Consider the following 24639-nt stretch of genomic DNA (forward strand, 5'->3'; position numbering starts at 1 on the left):
ATTTTTTAAACAGACAAAAATTCTATCACTTTTTATTTCTTTTGTCAAGAGGTTTTTTCTTTCTTCTTATTCGTTTTTCAAATTGGACTAATTATTATATCCATTTTTTCTTGATTGTCAAGGGGGTTGTGAGGGTGTTCTAAAATTATTTTCTCAGTTAAAATTAAATACACAAAATCAAAAAATGGAATGTTTGCATGAGAAAAACAGGAATATCCTTTAAACAAATCTATAAGCTTACAAAAAGATTTTTTAAAAAAGATTGAATATAAGGAAAAGAAAAATAGTCAAAGAGATAGACCAAGAAAATACAAAGATGAATTTATAATAGCTATATTTCTATATCAAACACTAAAACAATATTCTTATAGAGAAGTTCTTCAAGAACTTAAATATCTTGGCTTTAAAACTCCTTCTCTAAATGACTATCATTATAGGATTAAACAGATTAATGAAAACGCTTTAAAATTATTACTGGAAAAAATAGGGCAGCACTTTATTGAAAAAATCAAAGATAAAATACAGTACTACATAGCAGATGCTACAGGTTTTGCCTATGGAGATATTTATAACCTTAAATGGAGAAGAGGAATAGAGGTAAAGCATTAATCTTAGGATGTGAAACAGGTAAAGCTTATGCAAGTGAAATAAAGATGTTAAATCAGATATTAAACAAAGTAGATTTTATCAAAGGACTACCTTTTATAGCTGATAAAGGTTATGATTCAATAAGCATAATACAAAAAATCTTAGACATTGGACTTATTCCTGCTATAAAGATAAAGCAAACTCTTAGAATAAAAATAAAGCATCTATTGAGACAGTTATCAAAGAATATAGCTAAGAAGTTAGCTATTGCTTGGGCTATTCTTTGGAATTTCTACATGATTTTAATTTATGTATTTTTGTCTATTCTATCAGTCTTGATTTTGAAAAGAAGTTTTTTTGATTTTTGGAACGGCCTCAGTGTAAGAATAGGAGTGTTTGAAATGTAGGATGTAATATATAAAGCTGCAAGCTGTAAATCAGATACCTTAAGTGGTCTACCTGCTTTCCTTTTTGATTGAATGTTTAAAAGTATAGTTAAATGCTCATAGATTTTTTGAAATATTGTAAAATAAAGATTAGAGTTTTGCATTTTTACTTCCTTGGTGGAATTTTTGCTATTACAATTTTAACTGCCACCAAGGAGTTTTTTTAGATGTTTTATTTATATTTGAATTTCTCACCCGAGGTATTTAAATAATGAGAGCAAAAGAGGATGAAAATTTAGAAGTAAAATATTCTGAGAGGCTATTCCAAAAATCCACACAATCATTCTACAGCCTTGGGAAGAATCTTATTTTAATTTTTAAAAGTATTAAAACATAAGATCCTTCGAACTAAAGCCATCAGAATGACATAGAAAGGTTGAATGATAAGCACTAAAGGAAGGATAATCTTGGATGCCATTCTGAACGAAGTTTTGCTGTTGGATGACAGAAAGAGTAATAATATCGTTCTCAATTCTGCAAGGATCTACCCCCCTTACTTCTCACTATTTAAAATGGTCAAAACTTTCTTTATTCAATTCTACTACTTTATCACCTTCTTTTAGAAACACTCCAAAGCCTTCTTCTGTATAGCCGATTTCCATTAAATCTAAATCTTTTTCAGAAATTAAAGCTACTTCATACTCCTCACCACTTGTTAGGATGTAATCTAATGGGTCTTTTTCATACTTTAAGCAAAACTTTTTTAAGTTTTCATCTATTTTTAATTTTTCTTTTTCAATGATAATTTTTACATTACTTTTTTTAGAGATATGACTTAAATCCGAAGTCAAGCCGTCGCTAATGTCTATACATGCTGAAGCTTGTTTGATTTTTTCTACCAAGTCTATTCTTGCTTTTGGTCTGTAATGTTTGTTGATTAAAGCAATTTCAAAGTCTTCATACTCTTGTTTATCCATTAGAATAAGTTCTAAGCCTGCTTTACTGCATCCAAGGTTGCCTGATAGATAAATTTTTTGATTTGGTTTAGCCGTAGACCTTGAGATAAATTTTTCAGTTTCTCCTACCATTGTCATATCTATCATGATTTGATTTGAAGATGAACAATTGCCGCCGATTGTATAAAAACCGTAATAATCCTGAGCTTCTTTGATTCCAAGATAAACTTTTTCAATAAAGCTGTATTCTAAATCCTTCGGCAGTGCCAAGGATAATAAAGCCCATCTTGGCAAACCACCACAAGCAACCACATCACTAACATTTGACGTTGCAAGCTTCCAACCTAAATCCTCCGGTTTGATTTTACCTTTTAAAAAATGTGAGTTTTCAACTTGTATATCAACGGTAAACAAAATCAGCCTACCATTTATGTTTACACATGCACAATCATCACCATAACCAACCAACACATCTTTATCATGTATTGGCAGTATCTGATTTAATCTCTCTATCAGTCCAAACTCGCCAATATGATTTATCCTTTCCATAAATCCACCTTCAATTTGAAATTAAAACTGATACTGAATTTTCAAACAAATCTTTTTTTTGAATGATAACTTTTAAGTCTTTAATGTCTTTTAACTCTTCTAAATACTCATCCCTTGTTAGGACGTAAACTCTGCCTGATTTAATAAAATTTTCAACATCTTGTTTAGAGTTTAGAGGAACTATCTTCTTCTTTAAGTAAAAGGAAAAAGCTGGATTGTATCGTTTATAATAGCCTACGGGTCTGTCTTTTTCCATGTAATTTAGTATAATTCTAACTGATGAGTATTTGTCAATCTCCGGCAAAATAACTGTGTAAAGTGTAATGCTCATTGCAACGCTTGAAATAAAAAGAGAAAGAATGACCTTTTTGATATCTTTAAAGTAGATTAAAGTAAACAATCCGCCAACTACCAAAATAAGAAAGTAAAAACTATAATTTACAAGTAGATATAGATTTTTGTCATTCTTTAATGTTGTGTATAAAACAAAAGGCAGTGATGCTGTAAAGATGAGATAAAAAATTAAAGAAGATAAATAGTTTCTAATCTTTAAAAGTGTAAGAGATAGAAGTATTGCAAAGGCTGGATATGCAGGTACTGTATAGTTTGGCAGTTTTGTTTTAGAAACACTAAAAAATCCTGTGTATATTAATACTATCAAGCCTAAGTAAAGATAGTCTGGATTTAATCTATTTTTTAGAGTCTCTTTGACTGATTGGTAAGTAAAAATGCTAAATGGAAGCATTCCGATAAGAATAAAAAGGATTGTAATCAGAAATATTCCCCCGTGCCCTTCCATTGAGTCTGTAAATCTGCTAATGTTGTGCTTCAAGAAAAATTCTTTTGTCCATTGAAAATCTGTTTCTATGCTAACTAACACATACCAAGGAAGAGATATTAAAGCTGTTAAAATTAAACCTTTATGAATTTTCAAGCTTTTAATGGCTGATATGCTTTTTTCTGCTGAAAGTAAAAACGCAAAAATTATAAAAAATGGTAAAACTAACGCAACTATTCCTTTTGCTAACACTCCAAAGCCAAGGGCTATGTATAAAGTCCAAAGATATTTTTCTTCGTTGAATTTATAAAAAAGATAAAAGCTAAAAAATGCTAAGTTTATGAAAAATATCAAATACGGGTCTGGAACTGCCATATGAAATTGAAAAACAAAATGCAGTGATGAAATCAGAACAATGGCTGATAAAATGGCTGTTTTTGTGCTAAATATTTTTTTTGCAAAGAAGTACGTAATCATTACCGTTAAGCTTCCAAAGACTGATGAGAAAAATCTTGCTGAAAATTCACTTACTCCAAAGATAAGATAAGAAAGCATCATAAAATAGTAATGTAGTGGTGGTTTGTCCGTTCTTAATTCGTAGTTGAATGTTGGAACGATGAAGTTTTTAGATTCTAACATCTCTCTTGCACAGGATGCGTTTTTTGCTTCATCAAGACTAAAGATTGATACTCCACCGATGTTTAAAGAAAATAGAAAAAAAGAAAATAAGCCTATCAATATGAGATTGTAATCTATTTTTTTAGTATCCAAACAAAGGCTCCGGAGAAATCTTTAAAAATCTTTGATTTTTGAGTTTGAAAGGTATTATAGCATATTTTAAAGAAAGATAAAAAGTCGCTACAGTGTTTGGATAAAGCTAAAGAGAGTTCCAAAAAACAGTATCGTTATTTTACAGCTGGCTAAGAATCCCTGTCCTTTTACCTCATTACTTACTTACCCTTTTTAAAAGAGGAGATCCTTCGGACTTACGGCCTCAGGATGACAGCGAATGTTTGAATGATAAATATCAGAGAAAGGATAGCCTTATTTGTCATTCTGAGCGAAGCGAAGAATCTCCTATTTTTATTGAATTTTTTACATGACGTATCCGTATCTGTTAGCTTTAAAAAAATCTTTATTATAAACTTCAACTTTCATTTTCTTACCGTTTGAGCGATTCATCAATCGTATTTACTCATTTTTTCCTATGTTAAAACTTTAAATATTCCTTTATCTTTTGACTTACAGATGTAGGAATTCCAAGCTTTTTTAACTCTTCGTCGCTTGCCTTTAAAATATTGTCCAATGTTTTATAAGTCCTGTATAAAATTTCCTTTCTTTTCTCACCTATACCTTCAATGTTATCAAGAACGCTTTTTAAACCTTCCTTTTCTCTTAACTTTCTGTTGTAAGTAATGGCAAATCTGTGGGCTTCATCTCTTATTTTGGTAAAGAACTTTAAAAGTTCTTGATTTTCAAACAATCTAACCTCTTTTCCGTCATCTGTATAGATAATTTCCTCTTTTTTTGCTATCGAGAAGACTCGCAGATTTTCAAGCCCAAGCTCTTGTCTTACAGCCAATCCTTGGCTTAGCTGACCTTTTCCACCATCTATTAAAACAAGCTCCGGCGGGTTATCCATCTCTTTATACCTTCTAAATCTACGTGTTAAAACTTCTCTTAATGATGCAAAATCATCTATATAATTGACCGTTCTAACTCTAAACCTTCTATACTCTCTTTTATTCATGCTTCCATTTTCCCAAACAACACAAGAACCAACCGTAAACTTCCCATCAAGATGGGAAATATCAAAACATTCCACCCTGTTTGGAAGACCAAATCCAAACACTTTTTCAAACTCTGATTTAAGATTTTCTATGTTTTCTATGTTTATGTTTCTTTTTATAAACCCTTCCACTTGCTCCGGCAAAGAGGTAAGTATTTCAACTTCTTTATTTTTCCCTTTTAAAAGCCATTGTTTAAGATTTTCCAAGTCTTCTAAATCTTTGTTTGTGATGATTGTTTTTGGTATGTATGTGTCTTTACTGTAATAATCAGTGATGATGGCTATCTCATTACCTTCTTCAAACTCTTCATTTTGAACCTTTAGCTCATCCTTTCCAACAATTCTATTTCCTCTTACGATAATCAGATAAACTCTATTTCTGAGAAAATAAAAAATATCAGCCTCTTCAACGCCAACACCTATAACTTCTTGTTTTTTTATTGTCATCTCAATAGCTTTGATTTGGTCTCTAATGACTGCTGCTTTCTCAAACATAAGCTTGTTCGTATAGTCATTAATTTTATCGTAGAGTTCGTAAATAACATTTTTAACATTTCCCGATAAGAAGGCTTTGGCAACCTTTGCATCTTCCTTGTACTCTTTCATAGATATTTTATCTGCACAAGGACCAGAGCAAAGCCCAAGATGATAATCAAAACATACTAAGCTTCTTTTTGGCAGTGGGTCGCAGGTTCTTAGTTTAAACAGTTTATGAATTAGCTCTTTCATAGCTCTTGCGGTTCTTGCAGGAAGAAAAGGTCCAAAATACTCTCCCTTTATCTCTCCAAACTTTCTGCTGATTTTAACAGTTGGATACTCTTCATCCGTGATAACAAGCATAGGATAACTACTTCCTGATTTTAATCTTACATTACATTTTGGTTTGTACTGTTTGATAAGTTCATTTTCAAGGACGAATGCTTCGTAGTCTGATTTTGTTATTATCCATTCTATACTTGAGCTTTCTTTAAAAATTTTTCTTTCTTTTGGGTCTACTTTTAATTGCTGATAATGATTTTTTAGGCGATTTTTTATATTTACAGCTTTTCCGATGTAAACATATTGCTTTTTACTATCTTTAAACAGATAAACGCCCGGCTCCTCCGGTGCTTTATTTATAAACTCTAATGCCCAATCAAAATTTTTATTCATGATAAATAATTTAACTATTTGGCTTTAAATAGTCAAGTTGATGCATGAGGGTGTTGCAAAAATCCACATCGTCATTCTGCAGCCGGCGAAGAATCTCATTTTTTCTTATTTTAAAAAGAGGAGATCCTTCGGCTTACAGCCTCAGGATGTTCTATGTCTGCTATAGGGGCTTGTTAATAATCTAATTAAAGTACGACACAACCTTAGAACCTTGAAAATCAAGCATCAAACATTACAAATTTGTAATTTTTCACCTTACTTGTTGATAATCAAGCATAAAACATTACAAACTTGTAATCTTTTTGTAATCTTCTTGTAATCTTTAACTATTGATTTTACTTGTTTGTTTGTCATCATTATTGCATTTTTGTTATATCTGGTAGCGCGCGCACGAGATAGATAGAGGAGCACGCGTCTGATTGAATAAACACTATCTCTTAAGCTTAAGAGCTAAATAATGCTTGGCTTTGCTTAGTTATCTAATAACAAAATCAGTGATGCAGTCAAGACTGCATGCGTTAGCATGCACCGTTAGGTTTGGTCTTGACTGCATCACTACTGATTTTGTTAAAATATTTTTTGCAAAGCCAAGCATTATTAGTAATGATTCTTAATATCAATATCTGGGGTTCAATATACGATGACGGAAAGGTAAGCTTACGAGAATTTTGGAACAGTCTTAGTTGATGCATGAGGGCGTTGCAAAATTTTTGTAAATTTACCTTTCCTTGTCATTCTTGAGGTAAATCTGCTTATTCAGAGAGATAATTAAAAAATGGAAAACGGAAAAAGTCTATACCTGCTTTAAAGGGAGCTTCTTATGAAATTTTACAATTGTTTAATAAAAAATTTTTAATCCAGACACAAAATTATTAATAGGTCTCTATGGAAGTGAGAAATCGCCCCCAATCAAATTATTTTAATGAATTTTATCTTGCTTAAATTGCTGTCTTAAAGCTTTTAATTGCTCATGACATGCTTTTAGTTGTTCGTGATTGGTTGCATTAGCTACACAATCTTTAATACTTTGTGGAACGTTTGGATGGTTGCTTAATTCATTCAATAAGTTTTGTTTTCTCATTTCAAAAACTTTTTGTTTCAACTGCTCTCTTTCTTGCTTTTCTTTCTCTTCACAAGCTCTATACTCTTCTTTTGTTTTTGCATTATGTATGCATTGGTCTGCTTCTTGTAGAATTCTTATTCTTTCTTGGTGTGAGTAGCTTTCGATATCTATAACTTTCTGCAAGTTTTGCCCCTGATTTGGAGCTGTTGGCATTGGTTGTGAATTTGGATTTGCTAAAGTTGTACCAAAACCTAATCCTATAAATGCCACTGCTTTTAATAAGCTTTTCTTCATTTTTTTTTCGCCTCCTGACAAAATTATTAGCATTCAAGATACACTTCTTGTATTACAAAACAATTAAATACAGCTTACAAAATTGTAATTTTTCAAAATCTTGAAAAACTATCAAACAATAATAATTTAAAAATTCACTATGTTATAATTTAAAATTGAGACTTTAAAATCAAACGGGGTATTATTTGCTTTCAGAGATTAGAATTAAAAAATTCCTTTATTTAAAAGATGTTGAGATTTCTCTTTCTGATAGACTGAATGTTTTTACCGGTGAGACGGGCGTTGGTAAATCTCTAATCATTGATGCTATATCGTTTGTTCTTGGAGAGAGAGGAAGCTTTGAAGAGAATGATTATGTTGAGCTGATGTTTGAAGCAGACAATCAGTATGCAGAAGATGGAATTTTGATTCTTGCACGGCAGGTAAAAAATGGAAAAAATATATACTATCTAAACGGAAGAAAGGTTGTTAAATCTATCATTGGTGAGATTTCTCAAAACCTTATAGAGATTCACGGACAGCATGCAAGCCAAAAGCTTTTTGATACAGACTATCAAAGAGAAATTTTTGATAAATTTTCAAAAGTAGAAGATAAACTTGAAGAGTTTCAAAAGTTATATTCAGAGTATACAAAAGTCAAAAAAGAGTATGAAGACATTCTATCAAAACAGGCAGAAAATCAAAGAAAGATTGATTTTTTAACATTTCAGATAAACGAGCTTTCATCTGCAAACATAAAGCCGGGAGAAAAACACAAGCTTGAAGAGGAATATAAATATTTATCAAATATAGCACTTATAAAAGAAGTTGTAGAGCTTTCTAAAAGTGTTTTATCAATTCAAGACAACAGCGTTTTATCAAATTTAAGCTTGGTGATAAAAAATATCTCAAAAATTTCTGATTTAAGCGAGAGTTTAAGCAAAGTTTTACAAAATCTTGAAGAAGCTAAAGCTTTAATTGAAGATGCTTTTTATAAGCTTGAAGATACAGATTTTTATGCAGATGATTATAAGCTTAGAGAGGTTGAAGAAAGACTAAATCTTATCAATAACTTAGAGAGAAAGTATCATGTTGAAGCTGATGAGATGTCAAACTTGCTACAGAGTTTAAATGACGAGCTTTCAACACTTATGAGTTTAGAAGACAAACTGCCTGAGCTTGAAGATAGGTTAAAAACATTAGAAAATAAGATTAATCAGTTAGCGGATGAAATATCAAGCATTAGAAAAAGCAAAGTAAGGGAGTTTGAAGACTTAGTGGTTGAAGGTTTAAAGGATTTGGCGTTTAAGACACCTATTTTTAAAGTTAAGATAGAAGAAAAGCCAATAGACAGATACGGAAAAGATAAGATAACTTTTTATTTTTCTGCAAACTTAGGATTTGAACCAAGACCGCTTTCAGAAGTTGCATCCGGCGGTGAAATTTCAAGAATCTCTTTAATATTAAAACTAATATCAAAAAAATCTGTTAAAACGTTAATCTTTGACGAGATAGATACAGGAATTGGCGGAAAAACAGCCATAGAGATGGCTAAAAAATTGAAAGAGCTGTCAAAAGATTTTCAAGTTATTTTAATTACTCATCTTCCACAGATTGCAGTAGTTGGAGATAGACATTTTTACATCAGCAAAGAGATTGAGGATGGTAAAACCGTTGCAAAGGTAAGTCTTCTTGAAGAAGACAGAAGTCATGAAATAGCAAGAATGCTTACAGGAATGATTGATGAAAATTCTTTAAATTTAGCAAAACAGCTTTTGAAAGAAGGAGAGAAATGGACAAGATAGTAATCCATGGTGCAAGACAACATAACTTAAAAAATATAGATTTAGAACTTCCAAAGAATAAATTAATAGTTATTACTGGACCATCAGGCTCCGGAAAATCTTCATTGGCTTTTGATACAATTTATGCAGAAGGTCAAAGAAGATATGTAGAAAGCCTGTCAGCTTATGCAAGACAGTTTCTTGGAGTAATGGAAAAACCTGATGTAGACAGTATAGAAGGACTATCTCCCGCAATAGCAATAGACCAAAAAACCACATCTAAAAATCCACGTTCAACAGTTGGAACAATAACGGAAATTTATGATTATTTAAGACTCTTATTTGCAAGGGTAGGAAAACCACACTGTCCGGAATGTGGGGTTGAAATCTCATCACAATCTGCACAAGAGATATCAGAAAGTATAATGTCTTTGCCGGAGGGAACAAAAATACAGATAATCGCACCAATCATTAGAGGACAAAAAGGGGAGCATAAAGATACCTTAGAAAAGTTAAAAAGGCTTGGATATCCAAGATTAAGAATAGATGGAGAAGTTTATCTTACAGAAGAAGTTCCAAAGCTTGATAAAAACAAAAAACACACAATTGAAGTTGTAATAGATAGAGTTGTTATAAAAGAAGGTTCAAGAACAAGGGTTAATGACTCTGTGGAGCAGGCTTTAAAGCTTTCTGATGGGCTTGCGGTCGTAAATCTTGTAGATGAAGGTAAAGATATTATCTACAGTGAAAAGTTTGCATGTCCTATTCATAACTTCTCCATTCCTGAGCTTTCGCCAAGACTTTTTTCTTTTAACAGTCCTTATGGAGCCTGTCCAACCTGTAAAGGTCTTGGAGTTATTCATAAAATTGATGAAAATCTTTTAATAGATGAAGAAAGAGTAGCCACAGAAGCTTTTAGGATAGCCGAGAATATCTCTTTTAAATACATAAAAGCAATGGTTAGTGATTATTTAACTTTTAATAGAATTCCAAGGCTTAAAAAATTCAAAGAACTACCACAGCATGTAAAAAAAGAGATTCTTTATGGCGGTAGATATTTTGAAGGCGTAATTCCGCATCTTGAAAGAAAATTCTTAGAAACAGATAACGAAAAATACAGAGAAGAAATAGGGAAATACATTAAAGAAATTCAATGTCCAGAGTGTAAAGGTGCAAGGTTAAGAAAAGAAGCTCTAACTGTACTTGTCAACGGCAAGAATATTTACGATGTTGTAAAAATGGATATAGCCAAAGCTTTTGAGTTTTTCCAAGAGTATGAAAGTATACCAAAAACAGAAAAAGAAAAACTAATCTCAGAAAAGATTGTAAAAGAGATAAAAGAAAGATTAAAGTTTTTATTAGATGTTGGACTTGATTATCTAACCCTTGACAGGACAGCCACAACTTTAAGCGGTGGAGAATCTCAAAGAATTAGGCTTGCTACTCAAATAGGCTCTAAATTGTCGGGTGTTTTATACGTTCTTGATGAGCCATCTATAGGACTTCATCCAAGAGATACAGAAAAACTAATCAATACATTAAAAGAGCTTAGAGACCTTGGAAACACTGTCATAGTAGTAGAGCATGACCCGGAGACTATTGAAGAGGCAGATTATATTGTTGATATTGGACCGGGTAGCGGTGTATACGGTGGCTATATTACAGCAGTTGGAACTGTTGAAGAGATAAAAAATAATCCAAATTCATTAACAGGTAAATATTTAAGCGGAAAGCTAAAAATTCCACTACCGGCAAAAAGAAGACCGCCGAATGATGATAAATACTTAATCATTCGTGGTGCAAAAGAGCATAATCTAAAAAATATAGATGTAAAAATTCCACTTGGATTGTTTGTAGCTATCACAGGAATATCAGGAAGTGGCAAATCAACGCTGATATACGATATCTTATGGCAAGCAGCAAAAAATAGATTCCATGGGTCAAATGAATACGTAGGCAAGCATGAAAAAATAGAAGGATGGGAGCATATAGACAAAGTTATAAACGTAGACCAATCACCCATAGGAAGAACGCCAAGGTCAAACCCGGCAACCTACACAAAAGTTTTTGACTTAATAAGAGAGCTTTACGCATCTACTCCTGAGGCAAAAATAAGAGGATACGACCCGGGAAGGTTTTCTTTTAACGTAAAAGGAGGAAGATGTGAAGCATGCCAAGGTGAAGGTGTGGTTAAAATTGAGATGCACTTTCTGCCGGATATATACGTAACCTGTGAAGTCTGCGGTGGAAAAAGATACAACAAAGAAACTTTATCTGTTTTATACAAAGGAAAAAGTATTGCAGATGTTCTTGATATGACAGTTGCGGAAGCTTTAGAATTTTTTGAAAATATACCATCTATCAGAAACAAATTAAAACTTTTGCATGATGTGGGTCTTGATTATATAAAACTTGGACAGCCGGCAACCACGTTAAGCGGTGGAGAAGCTCAAAGAATAAAACTTTCAAGAGAGCTGTCAAAGAGAGATACAGGGAAAACTCTTTACCTGTTAGATGAGCCAACAACAGGCTTACATTCTCATGATGTAGCAAAGCTAATACAGGTTTTAAACAAACTTGTAGAAAAGGGCAACACTGTTGTTGTGATAGAGCATAATCTTGATGTTATAAAGTGTGCAGATTGGATCATAGACCTTGGACCGGAGGGCGGTGATAGGGGTGGCTATATTGTAGCAGAAGGAACGCCAGACATGGTTGCAAACAATGAAACATCTTATACAGGAAAGTTTTTGAAAAAGTATTTAAAGTAAGGAGTAAGAAAATAGGTTGAATAGATACCTTTCATACGTTGGGTGAGAAATTATTTGAATAACAATAAAAGAAAAGATTCTTTAGCTTACAGCTTCAAAATGACAATGTTAATTTTTACAACAATCTTTTAAGAAGGATTCATGTTTTGGGTATTTTGATATAAAATTTACTTCCTTTTCCTACTTGGCTTTCTACCCATACTTTGCCTTTATGGGCTTCTGTGATGTGTTTAACGATGGATAATCCTAAACCTGTTCCGCCGATGTTTCTACTTCTTGATTTATCAACTCTGTAAAATCTTTCAAACACAAGAGGAATTGATTCTGGTGGTATTCCTATACCTGTATCTATGACGCTTATAATGTCATACTTTCCGTCGGTTTTTGCATTTACTTCCACTGTACCGTTTTGAACGTTATATTTTATTGCATTTTCAATTAAATTTTTTAGCGCTATGCTTAATTTTTGTTCGTCTGCATAAACTTCAAAATTTTTAGGAACATTATTTATAAGTTTTATGTTTTTATCTTTTGTTAAATGCTGTAAATCTTCAAAGATATCTTCAACTTGTTTGTATAATAAATACTTTCTCTTGTTTACTAAATCTTCTTGAGATTCAAGTCTTGCAAGTATAAGAAGGTCATTTATGAGAGAGTCCATTTGGTTTATTCTTTTTTTTGCCATGTCTACAAATTTCAGGATGTTAGAATCTTTTATCTCCTCTTCTATTGTTTCCATGGCAGATTTTAAAACAGAGATTGGAGTTTTTAGCTCATGAGATACGTTAGATACAAAATCTTTCTTTGCTTGTTTGTAAATCTCAAATGGTGTTATATCTTGTAAGTGAATTATTTTTTTGCCTTTAATGTGATAGACGTTGACTAAGTATTTACTACTATCTATGTTTACCTCCAACTTTGTGTCTTTGTCGTAATCATGGGAAATTATAGAATAAAGATAATTATCATTTATAACTTCTTTAAAATGCTTACCTTCGTAATCTGGAGTATTTAAAAATCTCTGTGCAAATCTATTTACAAACAAGATATTTTTATTTTCATCAACGACAATGACGCCTTCTTTTAAATAGTCAAGAAAACTTATTAGTATTTCATAATCTAAATGCTGGTCTTTTAGGGTATTACTTTCCATTTTCGTCTAATTCCTGATGTCTTAGCATTTTTCCTTCTTTCATGTAAATAACTTCTTCTGCTAAGTTTGTTGCTATGTCTGCAACTCTTTCTATGTTTTTAACAACGTCTATAAGTCTTAATCCAACTTTTATCGTTGACGGGTCTTCTACCATGTAAGTGTATAACTCTCTTATTATCTGGTCTTCTAATGCATCTATTGTGTCGTCTCTCTTTATTACATCTCTTGCAAGATTTGTATCATTTTCTGCAAAGGCTTTTATTGCATCTTTAACCATCTGTATTGTTAACTCAGTCATTTTTGGTAAATCTACATATTCTTTTAACTTTGGCTTCGTTAATATAGACTGGGCATGCTCTTTTATGTTTTCTGCATGGTCTCCTATTCTTTCAAGGTCTCTGTTTACAAACAAGTCCATTGCAAGCATTCTTAAATATTTTGCCTCCGGCTGAAATCTTGCCATGGTTGTTATTATCAATGATTCATTTTCTACTTCCATCTGGTCAACTATACTTTCATTTTCTTCAACATATTTTAAATACTCCGGGTTATGCTCTATGATAGCTTTTATTGAGTTATCTATCATATTTTCTACAATTTCAGCCATTTTTAAAAGTCTTTCTTTGATTTCATTTAATCTTGGTTCTATTAACATGCAATATCCTCCTTCATAATTACTTATTGAATTTTTTAAAAAGTCTCATCTTAACCAAATTTACCTGAAACATAATCTTCTGTAAGTTTTTTACTTGGTTTAGTAAATATAATATCTGTTAAATCAAATTCAATAAGCTCTCCAAGATACATAAATGCAGTGTAGTCTGAAACCCTTGCTGCCTGTTGCATGTTATGGGTAACAATAATTATAGTATGATTTTTCTTTAATTCAACTATAAGCTCTTCTATCTTTGATGTTGATATTGGGTCAAGTGCTGACGTTGGCTCGTCAAATAGTATGACTTCTGGTTTTACTGCTATTGCTCTTGCTATACATAACCTTTGTTGCTGCCCACCTGACAAAGAAAAAGCTGATGCATTAAGTCTATCTTTTACTTCGTCCCAGAGTGCAGCATCTTTTAAAGCTTCTTCAACTCTGTTTTGTAGCTCTGTTTTGTTTTTAATTCCTTGAAGTCTCAGTCCATATGCGACGTTATCAAATATAGACATTGGAAACGGCGTTGGTTTTTGGAACACCATACCAATTTTACTTCTTAAGATCATCAAATCTACATCTTTTGCAAGAATATTTTTGCCTTCAAATATTATTTCTCCTTCATATCTGTTGCCCGGGTATAGGTCATGCATTCTGTTAAAACATCTAAGTAGTGTAGTTTTACCACATCCAGAGGGTCCAATCAGTGCTGTAATCTTATTTTCATAAACCGGCATGTTTATATTTTTTAAAGCCTGTTTATTGCCAGCATAATAAAAATTTAAGTTTTTAACTTGTAATTTTACATTTTCAGACATTTAGTTTTCCTCCTAAGAGTGTTTTTTCCTTTGGATTAAGTATCTTGCTGTGATTGATGCAATCAATACGAAAAATGTAAGAATAAATGATGCTGCCCATGCTTGTCTGTGCCATTCATCATACGGTCCCATGGCATATTGGAAGACCGTAACTGTTAAAGATGCCATCGGTTGTGTGATATTGTAGGTTGTAAAGTTGTTGTTAAATGATGTGAATAATAATGGTGCAGTTTCTCCGGATATTCTTGCTACTCCAAGAATTACACCTGTTAAAACTCCTACTTTAGCAGCCTTTAAAACAACTTGAAAGCTAACCTGCCATGGCTGAGCTCCAAGAGCGTAAGCTGCTTCTCTTGTTTCCCGTGGAACTAATTTCATCATCTCGTCAGTTGTGATTACTATAACCGGTATCATAAGCAATGCAAGTGCTACAGAACCGGCTATTCCCATAAAATGACCAACAGGATAAACAAGTATCGCATAAACTACTGCACCTATGACGATAGATGGATTGCTTACCATTATATCAACTATATTTCTTGCAATTTTGAACACTTTTGAGTTTTGACCATACTCAGCAAAGAATATACCGGCTAATATTCCAATAGGCGTTCCTATCATAGTTCCAAGGGTAGTAATGATTAAATGACCGATAAATGCATGTTTTAATCCACCACCTTCCATACCGGGTGGAACCGGGTCTTTTGTAAATAAATCTAAATTTATGTATTTAAAACCGTTAATAAGCAAATCTCCAAGTATCCAAAACAAGAAAAATAATCCAAGCAATGCAGAAAAACCCGATAATGTAAGGAATATGTAATTTTCTAACTTTCTTTTAACCATGGCTTACACCTTCCATTTCTTTTCTAATCTTAAAAGCATAATTTTAGAAAGATATAAAACAATAAATGACATAACAAAAAGTATCAATGCAAGGTAATATAAAGAAGAAAGATAAACAGCTGTGTCTGCTTCTGTAAATTGGTTTGCCAAAGCAACGGTGATGGTTGTAAATGGGTCTAAAAGTGATTTTGGTATTTGGTTTACGTTTCCTGCTAAAAATGTAACTGCCATCGTCTCTCCAAGTGCTCTACCGGTAGATAAGATAAAACCACCTGCGATACTTGATGTTGTGATGGGTATCATCACTTGTTTTATAACTTCCCATTTTGTAGCCCCAAGGGCATAAGCTGATTCTTTCATTATCGGCGGAACCATGTTAAACGCATCTTTAACAACAGAGCTCATAAATGGAATTATCATTATTCCAAGAACAAGAGATGTTGTTAAAACATCAATTCCTGTAGGAGAACCTTCAAAAAGCTTTCCTATTAAAGGAATTCCGCCAAGCTTAGCTTGAAGCCATGGCTCTACTTTTTCGCCAAATAACGGAGCAATTACAAACAATCCCCACATACCATAAATGATACTTGGAATTCCGGCTAGAAGCTCTATTGCAGTTGAGAAGATTGGCTTTAGTTTGTTTGGTGAAAGTTCAACCAAGAAAATAGCAATACCAATTGAAATTGGAGCAGCGAATAATGTTGATAAAAATGTTGCTATCAACGTTCCAACTATAGGAGCCAACCCGCCAAATTTAAGTGCAACCGGGTCCCATTCAGCAGATGTTAAAAAGTTTAAAACTCCAAAAGTTTGGATAGCAAGGTATGCTTCTTTATACAGTACAATGAATATAATCACAGGAAGTATAAAGCCTATAAATATTGCTGCAAATCCAAGTATTATTTTTAAAAGTTTTTCTACAAGAAGCGCCCTTTTTAGTGCTGTATTTTCCATTCTTTAAGCTCCTTACTTTACTGTTTGTTAAACAATTATTATAAATTAAGTACACGTCAGGTGAGAAATTAAAAGGTATACATTCACACCTTTCTTATCTTACTCCTACAGCATGCAAAGAATCTAGTATTTTTCTATTAAAAAACCCAAAAAGAAGATCCTTAGGACTAAAGTCCTCAGTATGACAGGCAAAGATTGATTAATAAGCATAAGAGAAAAGTCGATCTTATTTGTCATTCTGAGCGAAGCGAAGAATCTCCTACTTTTACCCAATTTCTCACCCGGCTTATTTACATATACACTTTTATAGTTTTAGAAAATCCTAAAACACTATTATGTAGCAAAAACAATATTGCTATTCTTAAAAAACAAAAAGCCCCACCTTTTTAGAGGTAGGGCAAAATTGGAGGTTAGACATGAGAAAAGTATTACATCAATCCGTTTTCTTTCCAGTATGACCTGATTAAATCTTTCACGTTTTGTGGCAATGGGATATAGTTTAATCTCTCTGCTTCTTGATCTCCGTTTGTAAATGCCCAGTCAAAGAACATAACAGCTTTTTTTGAGTTTTCTGGTCTATCTTTTGCAAGTAGAATAAATGTAGCTCCAGCTATTGGGTATGAATTTTTACCTGGTTGGTCTGTTAATACTTCATAGAAATGTTTCTTTTTATCCCATTTAGCGTTAGCAGCTGCCGCTTGGAAGCTTTCCATAGATGGAGCAACAAAGTTTCCTTCTCTGTTTTTAACTTTTCCGGCAGGCATATTGTTTTGTTTTGCATAGATATATTCTACGTATCCTATTGCTCCTCTCATTCTCTTAGTGTAGTTAGCTACTCCTTCGTTTCCTTTTCCGCCTACACCGGTTGGCCAGTTAACAGATGTTCCGTATCCAACTTTTTCTTTCCATTCTGGGCAAACTTTTGATAAGTAGTTAGTCCAGATCCAAGTTGTACCAGAGCCATCAGACCTGTGAACTACCGTGATTGGTCTATCCGGTAAGTTTACGCCAGGGTTTAGTTGTTGTAAGTATGGGTCATTCCACTTAGTGATTTTACCCATGTATATATCACAGAGAGCTTTTCCGTCGAAGTTAAGAACTTGTTTTACTTCTGGTAGGTTGTAAGTTGGAACTACTCCACCGATTACTGTTGGGAATTGGAGTAATTTCTTTTGGTTTAATTCTTCTGGTGTTAATGGAGCGTCTGATGCACCAAAGTCTACTGTTCTGTTTTCAATTTGTCTGATACCACCACCAGAACCAATTGATTGATAGTTAACTTTGTTTCCTGTTGCTTTTTCATAAGCATAAGCCCATGCAGACATGATTGGATATACAAATGTTGATCCTGCACCTGTAATTGTAACTCCTGCTATTGCTGCAGTAGATGTTGCTAAAATTCCAGCTATTGCAAGTTTTTTCAAGCCTTTAACTTTCATCTTCTTCTTACCTCCGTTAAATTTTTAAGATTATGATACTATGAAAATGTTTATTTTTTATTAATTTTTTGTTAAGAAATTTTAACAATTTCCCCTCTCCCTCCCAAACATACAAAAAGCAGTAGGATTACCAGCTAAGCTCAGCTGTTAACATGTATTTTGTTCTGTCTTTATCATTGTTTTTAGTATCACATGTAGCTCCAGTACAATACGAGCTTGCCTTATAATCAAAAGATGCTACGTTTACAATCCATTTTACATATTTGTTCATAGTGTATGCCACGCCTGCATAATATGCTTTTCTATCTTTATAGAAAGCTGTTTTTTGATATCCGTCTTTAAACTTCCAGTAGTCATATCTTCCAAAAATAGCCCAATCTTGAACTGGTCTTACTTCTGCGTTTACAGAGTATCCATCACCTGCTTGTGAAGAAAGTGAGTTATAATCTGTTTTTGCATACTGTGCTGCGATTAAGAACATTGGATGGTTATAAACTGCATGGATGTGATAGAGGTTAAGATTTTTGTGAGTAGCTGGGTTTTGTCCTACAATTTTGCCTTTAGGATCTGAATTAACATGACAATCTGATGGATTAGGACCATTACAAACATAATTATACGTAGTTTGGTAGATATAGTCACTAAAATTATTATCATTATATCCAATGTTGCTTGCTAAGTGTAAAGATATGTTTGCGTATTGGTCTTTTGTTGGGTTTACTTTTTTATCTCCGTTTCCAAATATGTGATATGTTACTCTACCTTCAAAAGAGTTGTGGAAGCCAGATGAGTTTTTAGAACTTGTATTGATCTTGTCATAACCTTCTCCGTTAAACATTCCTATTTCAGAAGTGATGTATGGAGTTTTTGTCTTGAAGTTAATTCCAAGGTCTGCTGATGGCCATAATCCCATTCCATCTCCAGACTCCATAAATGTTTTATCTATAGACCTGTACCACCATCCAGAATGCTCTTCATAATCAATCCAAGGTGTATGAACTATACCAAACTCAAAGCCAGTGTGAGGTATTAAATCTGAGATATCTTTCCATAAATAACCGTATTTAATTTTGAGTTTATAGTCTGTACCTGCTGATAAATCAGTTGTAAATCTGATATAGTCTTTGTCTGAGATGTAAGCCTTTGTATCAAAGTAAAATCTTCTTGCTTCAAAATCCCCTGAGTCGTTAATTCCTCCGTTGTATTTTTTCTTACTAGCTTGATAAGTATAGCCTAAGTAAGCCTTTCCGCCAATTTCAAACTTCTTAAACTTACCTGTTAATGCTGGCATGTCTCCCCATTTTTTCTCAAGCTTTGCCAACTTGTCTTTTGCTTCCATTGCTGTTTTGTCAATTTCCGCTTGGTATCTTGCCTTTTCTGCCTCTTCTTTTGCAAGCTGCTCGTCAATTGCTGCAGCTTCATCTTCTTTTAAGATACCCTTCTCAACAAGTTTTTTGAGAATAGGGTTCTCGACAACTTGTGCGTTTGCAAGTCCTACAGCTCCTAAGAGAGCCATCACTGCTAAAGTTCTCTTCATCTAAACAACCTCCTCTAAAAATATTATTCGCATATCACTATATCAAAAGAATTTTAAGATTTAATGAAAGAATGGTTAAAATTTGTTAATAATTTTTTCAAATTTCATACCTTGGGTGAGAAATTAGCGGTTTTTATAAAATTTAAAAAATGAGATCCTTCGGCCTTACGGCCTCAGGATGACAAAGAAAGGTTGAATGATAAGAATCAGAAAAAAGGTAACCTTATTTGTCATTCTGCAGCCGGCGAAGAATCTCATACTTTTATTGAATTTCTCATCCGACGTATTTAGAATTAATTTATAATTGAAACTGTTCCAAAAATCAATGTTGTCATTCTGAGCGTTAGCGAAGAATCTCATTTTTTCTTATTTTAAAAGAGGAGATCCTTCAGTCTTACGGCCTCAGGACGACATGGAAAAGAGAACTTACTATAATTTTGGAACACTCTTATTTATAATTTCTCAGCAGATATAACGACAAAACTTCCTTCGCCATATCCTTCTTTTGGCATTTCTACTTCTTTAATTTCTTCTATTGGCTTAAAAATCGTCTGATAAAATTTAAAATTTCCAAAACCATATTTTTCTAACATTTTAACAATTTCATCGACAGAATAAAAATTAGCGTATTTATAGAACAAATGTCCTTGTTTTTTCTTTTCAAAATAAAACTGACCTAAAGGGCTATTTTTATCTATGATTCCAACAATTAGTCTTCCGCCAATTTTTAAAACTCTTTCAGCTTCTTTTATAACATTTTCAGGATTTTTTACAAAGCAAATTGTTATAACAATGGCTACAAAATCAAATTCTTCATCATTAAACGGTAATTTTTCACCGTAACCTAAAAACGTTTTAATCCCTCTTTTTTTAGCAATTTTTAACATTTCTTCCGATGGGTCTATTCCATACTCAATGCCTAAAACTGCAGCAAATCTGCCTGTTCCTACTCCTATTTCAAGCCCTTTCTTACCATGAGGAATAGCTTTTTTAAGAGCTTCTACTTCAGAGAGATAGATATATTTGTTTTTCTCATACCATTCATCATAATTTTTAACATTTTTATTAAAGACTTCTTGAATTTCTAAACTATTTTCCATTTTTATTAAAAAGGAATATCTTCATCATCAATATCATCAAGAGATTCAAAATCTATATCCTTATTATTTGCAAAATTAAAAATATCAGATAAAACTATTCCAGTACTTTGATTTATTATATAGTACATCTTCTTACTTAATCTATCTATGGCATTTTTTAGCACATTAACTTCCTCTTTCTCTGCTTCACAGTCTTGAACTTTTACTTTTATGTAGCTATCTCTGTAAAAACTATCTCCAAAAGATTGGATTTCATAAGAGTATATTTCCAATTTAATAAAAAACTCGTTTAAACAGTAGGATTCGTTCATTAATGCTGTTAAATGTTCAAGCTCTTTCTTTATTTTATTTTTCATTTCATTTGCGATCAGATCTATTAGTAAATATTCTTTTGTAGTTTTTATTTCCGTAATTTCTATATCCAATTTATAATCATCATTTATGAATACTTTGTATTCTATGTCTATTTGGTCAAAATAGATTGAGTCTCTTGTTTTCAGTTGATTACCAACATCTTCTACAACAGATTTTTTTAGCATATCTTCTAAAATTTGATATTTACTCATATGATACTCCTTAAAAAAACTTGTAAACTATTTTAACAAAAACTTAGGGTTAAAATATATATTTCTAAGTCTTATATAGAGAAATTCAATAAAAATATAAGATTCTTCGCCGGCTGCAGAATGACGATGTGGATTTGTGGAACACCCTCATATCTCCATAGGCAAAATCTGTAGCATGTGCTATGTAGCACTGTCCTGTTTTTCCAGCAATAGTTTTAAAGCCAAGATATTTAGGTTCTTAAAGGACTTCTCTATAAGAATATTGTTTTAGTGTTTGATATAGAAATATAGCTATTGAGATTATCCAAAAACTTTTACAATTTAATTGCAATATCATAAAATTATATCTGATTTTGTGTATTTAATTTTAACTGAGAAAATAATTTTGGAACACCCTCAACTATGAGGAATTGAAATGTATTAAACTCAAATATGATTACTCCACTTTTCCGATAATCCTGCCTGAAAACTTTAGTCAAAATAATCTCGTCCTTGAATCATAACTCTTTATGACTATATTTAAACTCTAATAAATCTTATGAAGGATTAAGATGGACTTAAAAGGGAAAAACGCTTTAATCACAGGTGGTTCTAAAAGGATTGGCAGGGAGATTGTTTTAGGTCTTGCTGAGCATGGCTGTAATGTACTGATTCATTATAACTCTTCCAAAGAAGAGGCTGAAAAAGTATTACAGCAAGCAAAAAGCTTTGGAGTAAAAGCAGAGATTATAAGGGCGGATTTACTTGATGAAAACCAGCTTATAAGTTTAGTAAACCAATCACTTAATATTTTTGGACACATAGACATTCTAATAAACAACGCATCAATCTACTACAAAAAACCATTAGAAGAAGCTACCTTTGAAGATTTAGAAATATTTTACAAGATACATATAAAAGCACCATTCTATTTGTCAAAGAAATTTGGAAAAATTATGTATGAAAGGAAAGAAGGAAGGATTATAAACATAATAGATTATTCAGCAATTCTTCCTTACAAAGATTTTACACCTTACAGTATATCAAAAGGTGGAATGGTTACCATGACAAAAGCATTTGCAAAAGAGTTTGCACCTTACGTACTTGTAAATGGAATACTACCAGGTCCAATCATACCGGCAGAAGGTTTAGATGACATAGAAAAGCCACTTCAAAAGACACTACTTAAAAAATGGGCGGGTGGAAAAGAAGTTTTTAAGGCTGTAAAATATTTAATAGAAACTGATTTTACAACAGGAGCTTTAATCCCTGTAGAAGGAGGAAGGTTAATATTTTAGATTATATAATTTTTCTTGGTACTGGTGGTGGTAGAACTGTAGTTTTTAGACAGCTCAGACATTCTGGAGGAATGTGGCTTCATTTTGCCGGTAAAAACATACTGATAGACCCAGGACCTGGAAGCTTAATCAGAATCTTTGAAAGAGGATTAGAGCCAAGAGATTTAAACGCAATAGTTTTATCCCATAGACATTTAGACCATGTAGCAGATGTAGCATCTGTCGTAGAGTCTGCCACAGATAGCAATAAAAATAAATTAGATTTATTGCTTGCCCCAAAAGACGCAGTAGATGGAGATGACCCGGTTGTTTTAAAATACACTAAAAAAGGCTTTAAAAAAATTGAGATAACAGAGCTTGGAAAAACCATTGAATACGAAAGCATAAAAATAAAACCCTTAATCAAGCACATACACCAGGGTGCAGATACCTACAGCTTACAGTTTGAATATAACAAAAAAATTTTTATATATGTAGCTTGCGGAAGATTTTACGAAGATATGTTGTATGCATACCCAGAAAATCCAGATGTTATGGTTTTTAACACTACATTTGTAAAACCCAATTTAAACTATTATCATCTTTCTGCCGAAGATGTAGAAAGGATAATCGAAAAAGTAAAACCTAAACTAACCATTTTGACCCATTTCAGTATACAGATGTTAAAGTATACACCTTCTAAGGTTGCAAAAGAAATGTCAGACAGAACAGGTTTAAAAGTAATGGCTGCGTATGATGGATTAAAGGTGGATTTTTAGGAGTGTATAGTTGAAAGGTATAATCATCGGCGGTGGAATTATAGGGCTTTCGATAGCAAGAGAATTAAACAAATTGGGTTATGAAATTACGATTTTGGAAAAAAATTTACTTGGAAGAGGGGCATCATGGGCGGCCGGTGGTATGCTTGCACCTCAAGCAGAGGGTTTAACCGGAAATTTTCTAAATTTTGCCGTTGAATCTAGAGAGATGTATAAAGATTTCGTAAAGCAGCTTGAAAAAGAGACAGGGAATGAAGTTTCATATTATGAATGTGGAATTGTTTGTCCTGCTTTTTCAGAGAAAGAAATGGAAAACTTATCTAAAAGAGTAGATTATTACAAAGAATTAGGCTTAGAGTCAAAAATTCTTACTCGTCAAGAAATTTTAGATATGGGAATTAAAATCTCAAGTTTTGTTATCGGTGGAGCTTTTTTCCCACAGGATAAGCAGGTTGATAATAGAAAACTCGTTATATCATTAGTTAAATATGTAAAAAATTCTAATATAACTGTGAAAGAGTTTACAGAAGTTAAATTTATAGAGGCTGATAATGGAATATTTCAAAGAGTGATCACAAACAATGGGGCTTTTGAAGCAGATTTTTGTATTTTAGCTGCTGGAGCTTGGTCGGGCGAAATAGAACCTATCAAAGTTTTTCCAGTTAAAGGACAAATGTTGTCATTCAAAACAAAAACTAAAAATGAAATTTCAAAAATCCTATATAGCAGTAGAGCTTACATAATTCCAAGAAAAGATAGCAATTTAGTTGTTGTTGGTGCTACGCAAGAAAATGTTTTTTTTAAAGAAGGAAATACGGTATCCGGAATATTTTCACTGCTTAAAGGTTTGTTAGAAACTTTACCATCTACGAAAGACTATGAAATCACAGAAACTTGGTATGGATTTAGACCAGCAACTCCCGATGGTCTTCCTATTCTTGGAAAATCTGAGATAAAAAATTTATACTATGCTACAGGCCATTTCAGAAACGGAATATTACTTGCTCCAATTACAGCAAAATTAATAACTCAATTAATTCACAAAGGAGAAGAATCGCGTTATTTAAAAATGTTTGATTTCAGTAGATTTTATATAAAAGAGGAGTGAAATTATGAAGGTAAAGGATTATATTGAAGGTGGATTAAAAAATTTTGTAGAAGTTACTCCTTCAGATTATAAAGAAATTGGAAAATGTAAAAGCGGTTGTCATGCGGTTAGTTTTTATATTAAAGAAGAAAATGGTAAAATTACTGATGTTAAATTCAACTCATCCAAAAGATGTAAAAAATTACTTGCAGTTGCTGATTATGTTGCAGAGATAATAAAACAAAAAGGTAAAGTTGAGTTTAAAGATGAAGAAGTCTTGGAATTCTTTAAAGATGAAAAAGAAATAGAAAAAGTTAAAGATAGATTAGAGATTATCAAGAAGGCGTTAAACAAGTGAGTAAG

19 protein-coding genes and 2 pseudogenes are annotated in these 24639 nt (G+C 32.5%); 7 read left to right on the forward strand and 14 right to left on the reverse strand.

Annotated elements, in window-relative coordinates; all coding sequences use genetic code 11:
* Positions 1-197 precede the first annotated feature (197 nt).
* Positions 198-995 (forward strand): annotated as a pseudogene (locus tag Q0929_RS02005) (transposase).
* 542 nt (positions 996-1537) lie between these two features.
* Here the strand turns inward: Q0929_RS02005 and thiL are convergent.
* From thiL to Q0929_RS02025, 4 genes are all read right to left on the reverse strand, one after another.
* Complete coding sequence (gene thiL, locus Q0929_RS02010) at positions 1538-2479, reverse strand: thiamine-phosphate kinase (protein ID WP_299237923.1); 942 nt, start codon at positions 2477-2479, stop codon at positions 1538-1540.
* Positions 2480-2489: 10 nt separating this feature from the next.
* Positions 2490-4028 carry a glycosyltransferase family 39 protein gene (locus tag Q0929_RS02015; protein WP_299237924.1) on the reverse strand — a complete coding sequence of 513 codons (1539 nt, stop codon included), beginning with the start codon at positions 4026-4028 and terminating at the stop codon, positions 2490-2492.
* Positions 4029-4467: 439 nt separating this feature from the next.
* Entirely contained in the window at positions 4468-6198 is a 1731-nt protein-coding gene (uvrC, locus tag Q0929_RS02020; protein WP_299237925.1) for an excinuclease ABC subunit UvrC, read from the reverse strand.
* A 919-nt stretch (positions 6199-7117) separates the two neighbouring features.
* Positions 7118-7555, reverse strand: a complete 438-nt coding sequence (locus Q0929_RS02025; RefSeq protein WP_299237926.1) for a hypothetical protein — start codon at positions 7553-7555, stop codon at positions 7118-7120.
* Positions 7556-7740: 185 nt separating this feature from the next.
* Here Q0929_RS02025 and recN point away from each other — a divergent pair, with 185 nt between their 5' ends.
* Both recN and uvrA read left to right on the forward strand, forming a co-directional pair.
* Positions 7741-9339: a DNA repair protein RecN gene (gene recN, locus Q0929_RS02030; protein WP_299237927.1), complete on the forward strand. Its 1599-nt coding sequence runs from the start codon at positions 7741-7743 to the stop codon at positions 9337-9339.
* On the forward strand, positions 9327-12089 hold the full coding sequence (uvrA, locus tag Q0929_RS02035) for an excinuclease ABC subunit UvrA (RefSeq protein ID WP_299237928.1): 2763 nt from the start codon (positions 9327-9329) through the stop codon (positions 12087-12089). The genes recN and uvrA overlap by 13 nt, the downstream gene beginning before the upstream one ends.
* Before the next feature lie 139 nt (positions 12090-12228).
* On the opposite strand, the gene Q0929_RS02040 is transcribed toward uvrA, so the two are convergent.
* The 10 genes and pseudogenes from Q0929_RS02040 to Q0929_RS02085 all read right to left on the reverse strand — a co-directional run.
* On the reverse strand, positions 12229-13242 hold the full coding sequence (locus tag Q0929_RS02040) for an ATP-binding protein (protein WP_299237929.1): 1014 nt from the start codon (positions 13240-13242) through the stop codon (positions 12229-12231).
* On the reverse strand, positions 13232-13897 hold the full coding sequence (gene phoU, locus Q0929_RS02045) for a phosphate signaling complex protein PhoU (RefSeq protein ID WP_299237930.1): 666 nt from the start codon (positions 13895-13897) through the stop codon (positions 13232-13234). The genes Q0929_RS02040 and phoU overlap by 11 nt, the downstream gene beginning before the upstream one ends.
* A 50-nt stretch (positions 13898-13947) precedes the next feature.
* Positions 13948-14712 (reverse strand): phosphate ABC transporter ATP-binding protein PstB, encoded by a 765-nt coding sequence (pstB, locus tag Q0929_RS02050; protein ID WP_299228665.1) that lies wholly within the window; start codon positions 14710-14712, stop codon positions 13948-13950.
* Positions 14713-14724: 12 nt separating this feature from the next.
* Positions 14725-15558 (reverse strand): phosphate ABC transporter permease PstA, encoded by an 834-nt coding sequence (gene pstA / locus Q0929_RS02055; protein WP_299237931.1) that lies wholly within the window; start codon positions 15556-15558, stop codon positions 14725-14727.
* 3 nt (positions 15559-15561) lie between these two features.
* Entirely contained in the window at positions 15562-16512 is a 951-nt protein-coding gene (gene pstC / locus Q0929_RS02060) for a phosphate ABC transporter permease subunit PstC (protein WP_299237932.1), read from the reverse strand.
* A 428-nt stretch (positions 16513-16940) separates the two neighbouring features.
* On the reverse strand, positions 16941-17951 hold the full coding sequence (pstS, locus tag Q0929_RS02065; RefSeq protein ID WP_299237933.1) for a phosphate ABC transporter substrate-binding protein PstS: 1011 nt from the start codon (positions 17949-17951) through the stop codon (positions 16941-16943).
* A 127-nt stretch (positions 17952-18078) separates the two neighbouring features.
* A complete protein-coding gene (locus Q0929_RS02070; protein WP_299237934.1) occupies positions 18079-19488 on the reverse strand; it encodes a hypothetical protein in 1410 nt (469 codons plus the stop codon).
* A 452-nt stretch (positions 19489-19940) separates the two neighbouring features.
* Complete coding sequence (locus tag Q0929_RS02075; protein ID WP_299237935.1) at positions 19941-20588, reverse strand: class I SAM-dependent methyltransferase; 648 nt, start codon at positions 20586-20588, stop codon at positions 19941-19943.
* Between the two features lie 5 nt (positions 20589-20593).
* Positions 20594-21154, reverse strand: a complete 561-nt coding sequence (locus tag Q0929_RS02080) for a hypothetical protein (protein WP_299237936.1) — start codon at positions 21152-21154, stop codon at positions 20594-20596.
* 148 nt (positions 21155-21302) lie between these two features.
* A pseudogene (locus Q0929_RS02085) lies at positions 21303-21461 on the reverse strand (IS5/IS1182 family transposase); the annotation flags it as partial.
* Positions 21462-21705: 244 nt separating this feature from the next.
* Here Q0929_RS02085 and Q0929_RS02090 point away from each other — a divergent pair.
* From Q0929_RS02090 to Q0929_RS02105, 4 genes are all read left to right on the forward strand, one after another.
* Entirely contained in the window at positions 21706-22431 is a 726-nt protein-coding gene (locus Q0929_RS02090) for an SDR family NAD(P)-dependent oxidoreductase (RefSeq protein WP_299237937.1), read from the forward strand.
* A gap of 71 nt (positions 22432-22502) precedes the next feature.
* On the forward strand, positions 22503-23189 hold the full coding sequence (locus tag Q0929_RS02095; protein ID WP_299237938.1) for an MBL fold metallo-hydrolase: 687 nt from the start codon (positions 22503-22505) through the stop codon (positions 23187-23189).
* 10 nt (positions 23190-23199) lie between these two features.
* Complete coding sequence (gene thiO / locus Q0929_RS02100; protein WP_299237939.1) at positions 23200-24297, forward strand: glycine oxidase ThiO; 1098 nt, start codon at positions 23200-23202, stop codon at positions 24295-24297.
* 4 nt (positions 24298-24301) lie between these two features.
* Positions 24302-24634 (forward strand): nicotinate phosphoribosyltransferase, encoded by a 333-nt coding sequence (locus Q0929_RS02105; protein ID WP_299237940.1) that lies wholly within the window; start codon positions 24302-24304, stop codon positions 24632-24634.
* Positions 24635-24639 lie beyond the last annotated feature (5 nt).

This window comes from Sulfurihydrogenibium sp. (assembly GCF_028276765.1).
GTDB lineage: Bacteria > Aquificota > Aquificia > Aquificales > Hydrogenothermaceae > Sulfurihydrogenibium.

What these genes read in the sequence shown, in the direction of transcription:
- uvrC (WP_299237925.1), bottom strand. Translation starts at nt 6,198, where the DNA reads ATGAATAAAAATTTTGATTGGGCATTAGAGTTTATAAATAAAGCACCG.
- Q0929_RS02040 (WP_299237929.1), bottom strand. Translation starts at nt 13,242, where the DNA reads ATGGAAAGTAATACCCTAAAAGACCAGCATTTAGATTATGAAATACTA.
- uvrA (WP_299237928.1), top strand. Translation starts at nt 9,327, where the DNA reads ATGGACAAGATAGTAATCCATGGTGCAAGACAACATAACTTAAAAAAT.
- Q0929_RS02105 (WP_299237940.1), top strand. Translation starts at nt 24,302, where the DNA reads ATGAAGGTAAAGGATTATATTGAAGGTGGATTAAAAAATTTTGTAGAA.
- Q0929_RS02025 (WP_299237926.1), bottom strand. Translation starts at nt 7,555, where the DNA reads ATGAAGAAAAGCTTATTAAAAGCAGTGGCATTTATAGGATTAGGTTTT.
- pstB (WP_299228665.1), bottom strand. Translation starts at nt 14,712, where the DNA reads ATGTCTGAAAATGTAAAATTACAAGTTAAAAACTTAAATTTTTATTAT.
- thiL (WP_299237923.1), bottom strand. Translation starts at nt 2,479, where the DNA reads ATGGAAAGGATAAATCATATTGGCGAGTTTGGACTGATAGAGAGATTA.
- pstS (WP_299237933.1), bottom strand. Translation starts at nt 17,951, where the DNA reads ATGAAAGTTAAAGGCTTGAAAAAACTTGCAATAGCTGGAATTTTAGCA.
- pstA (WP_299237931.1), bottom strand. Translation starts at nt 15,558, where the DNA reads ATGGTTAAAAGAAAGTTAGAAAATTACATATTCCTTACATTATCGGGT.
- pstC (WP_299237932.1), bottom strand. Translation starts at nt 16,512, where the DNA reads ATGGAAAATACAGCACTAAAAAGGGCGCTTCTTGTAGAAAAACTTTTA.
- Q0929_RS02075 (WP_299237935.1), bottom strand. Translation starts at nt 20,588, where the DNA reads ATGGAAAATAGTTTAGAAATTCAAGAAGTCTTTAATAAAAATGTTAAA.
- phoU (WP_299237930.1), bottom strand. Translation starts at nt 13,897, where the DNA reads ATGTTAATAGAACCAAGATTAAATGAAATCAAAGAAAGACTTTTAAAA.
- Q0929_RS02095 (WP_299237938.1), top strand. Translation starts at nt 22,503, where the DNA reads ATGTGGCTTCATTTTGCCGGTAAAAACATACTGATAGACCCAGGACCT.
- Q0929_RS02080 (WP_299237936.1), bottom strand. Translation starts at nt 21,154, where the DNA reads ATGAGTAAATATCAAATTTTAGAAGATATGCTAAAAAAATCTGTTGTA.
- Q0929_RS02070 (WP_299237934.1), bottom strand. Translation starts at nt 19,488, where the DNA reads ATGAAGAGAACTTTAGCAGTGATGGCTCTCTTAGGAGCTGTAGGACTT.
- Q0929_RS02090 (WP_299237937.1), top strand. Translation starts at nt 21,706, where the DNA reads ATGGACTTAAAAGGGAAAAACGCTTTAATCACAGGTGGTTCTAAAAGG.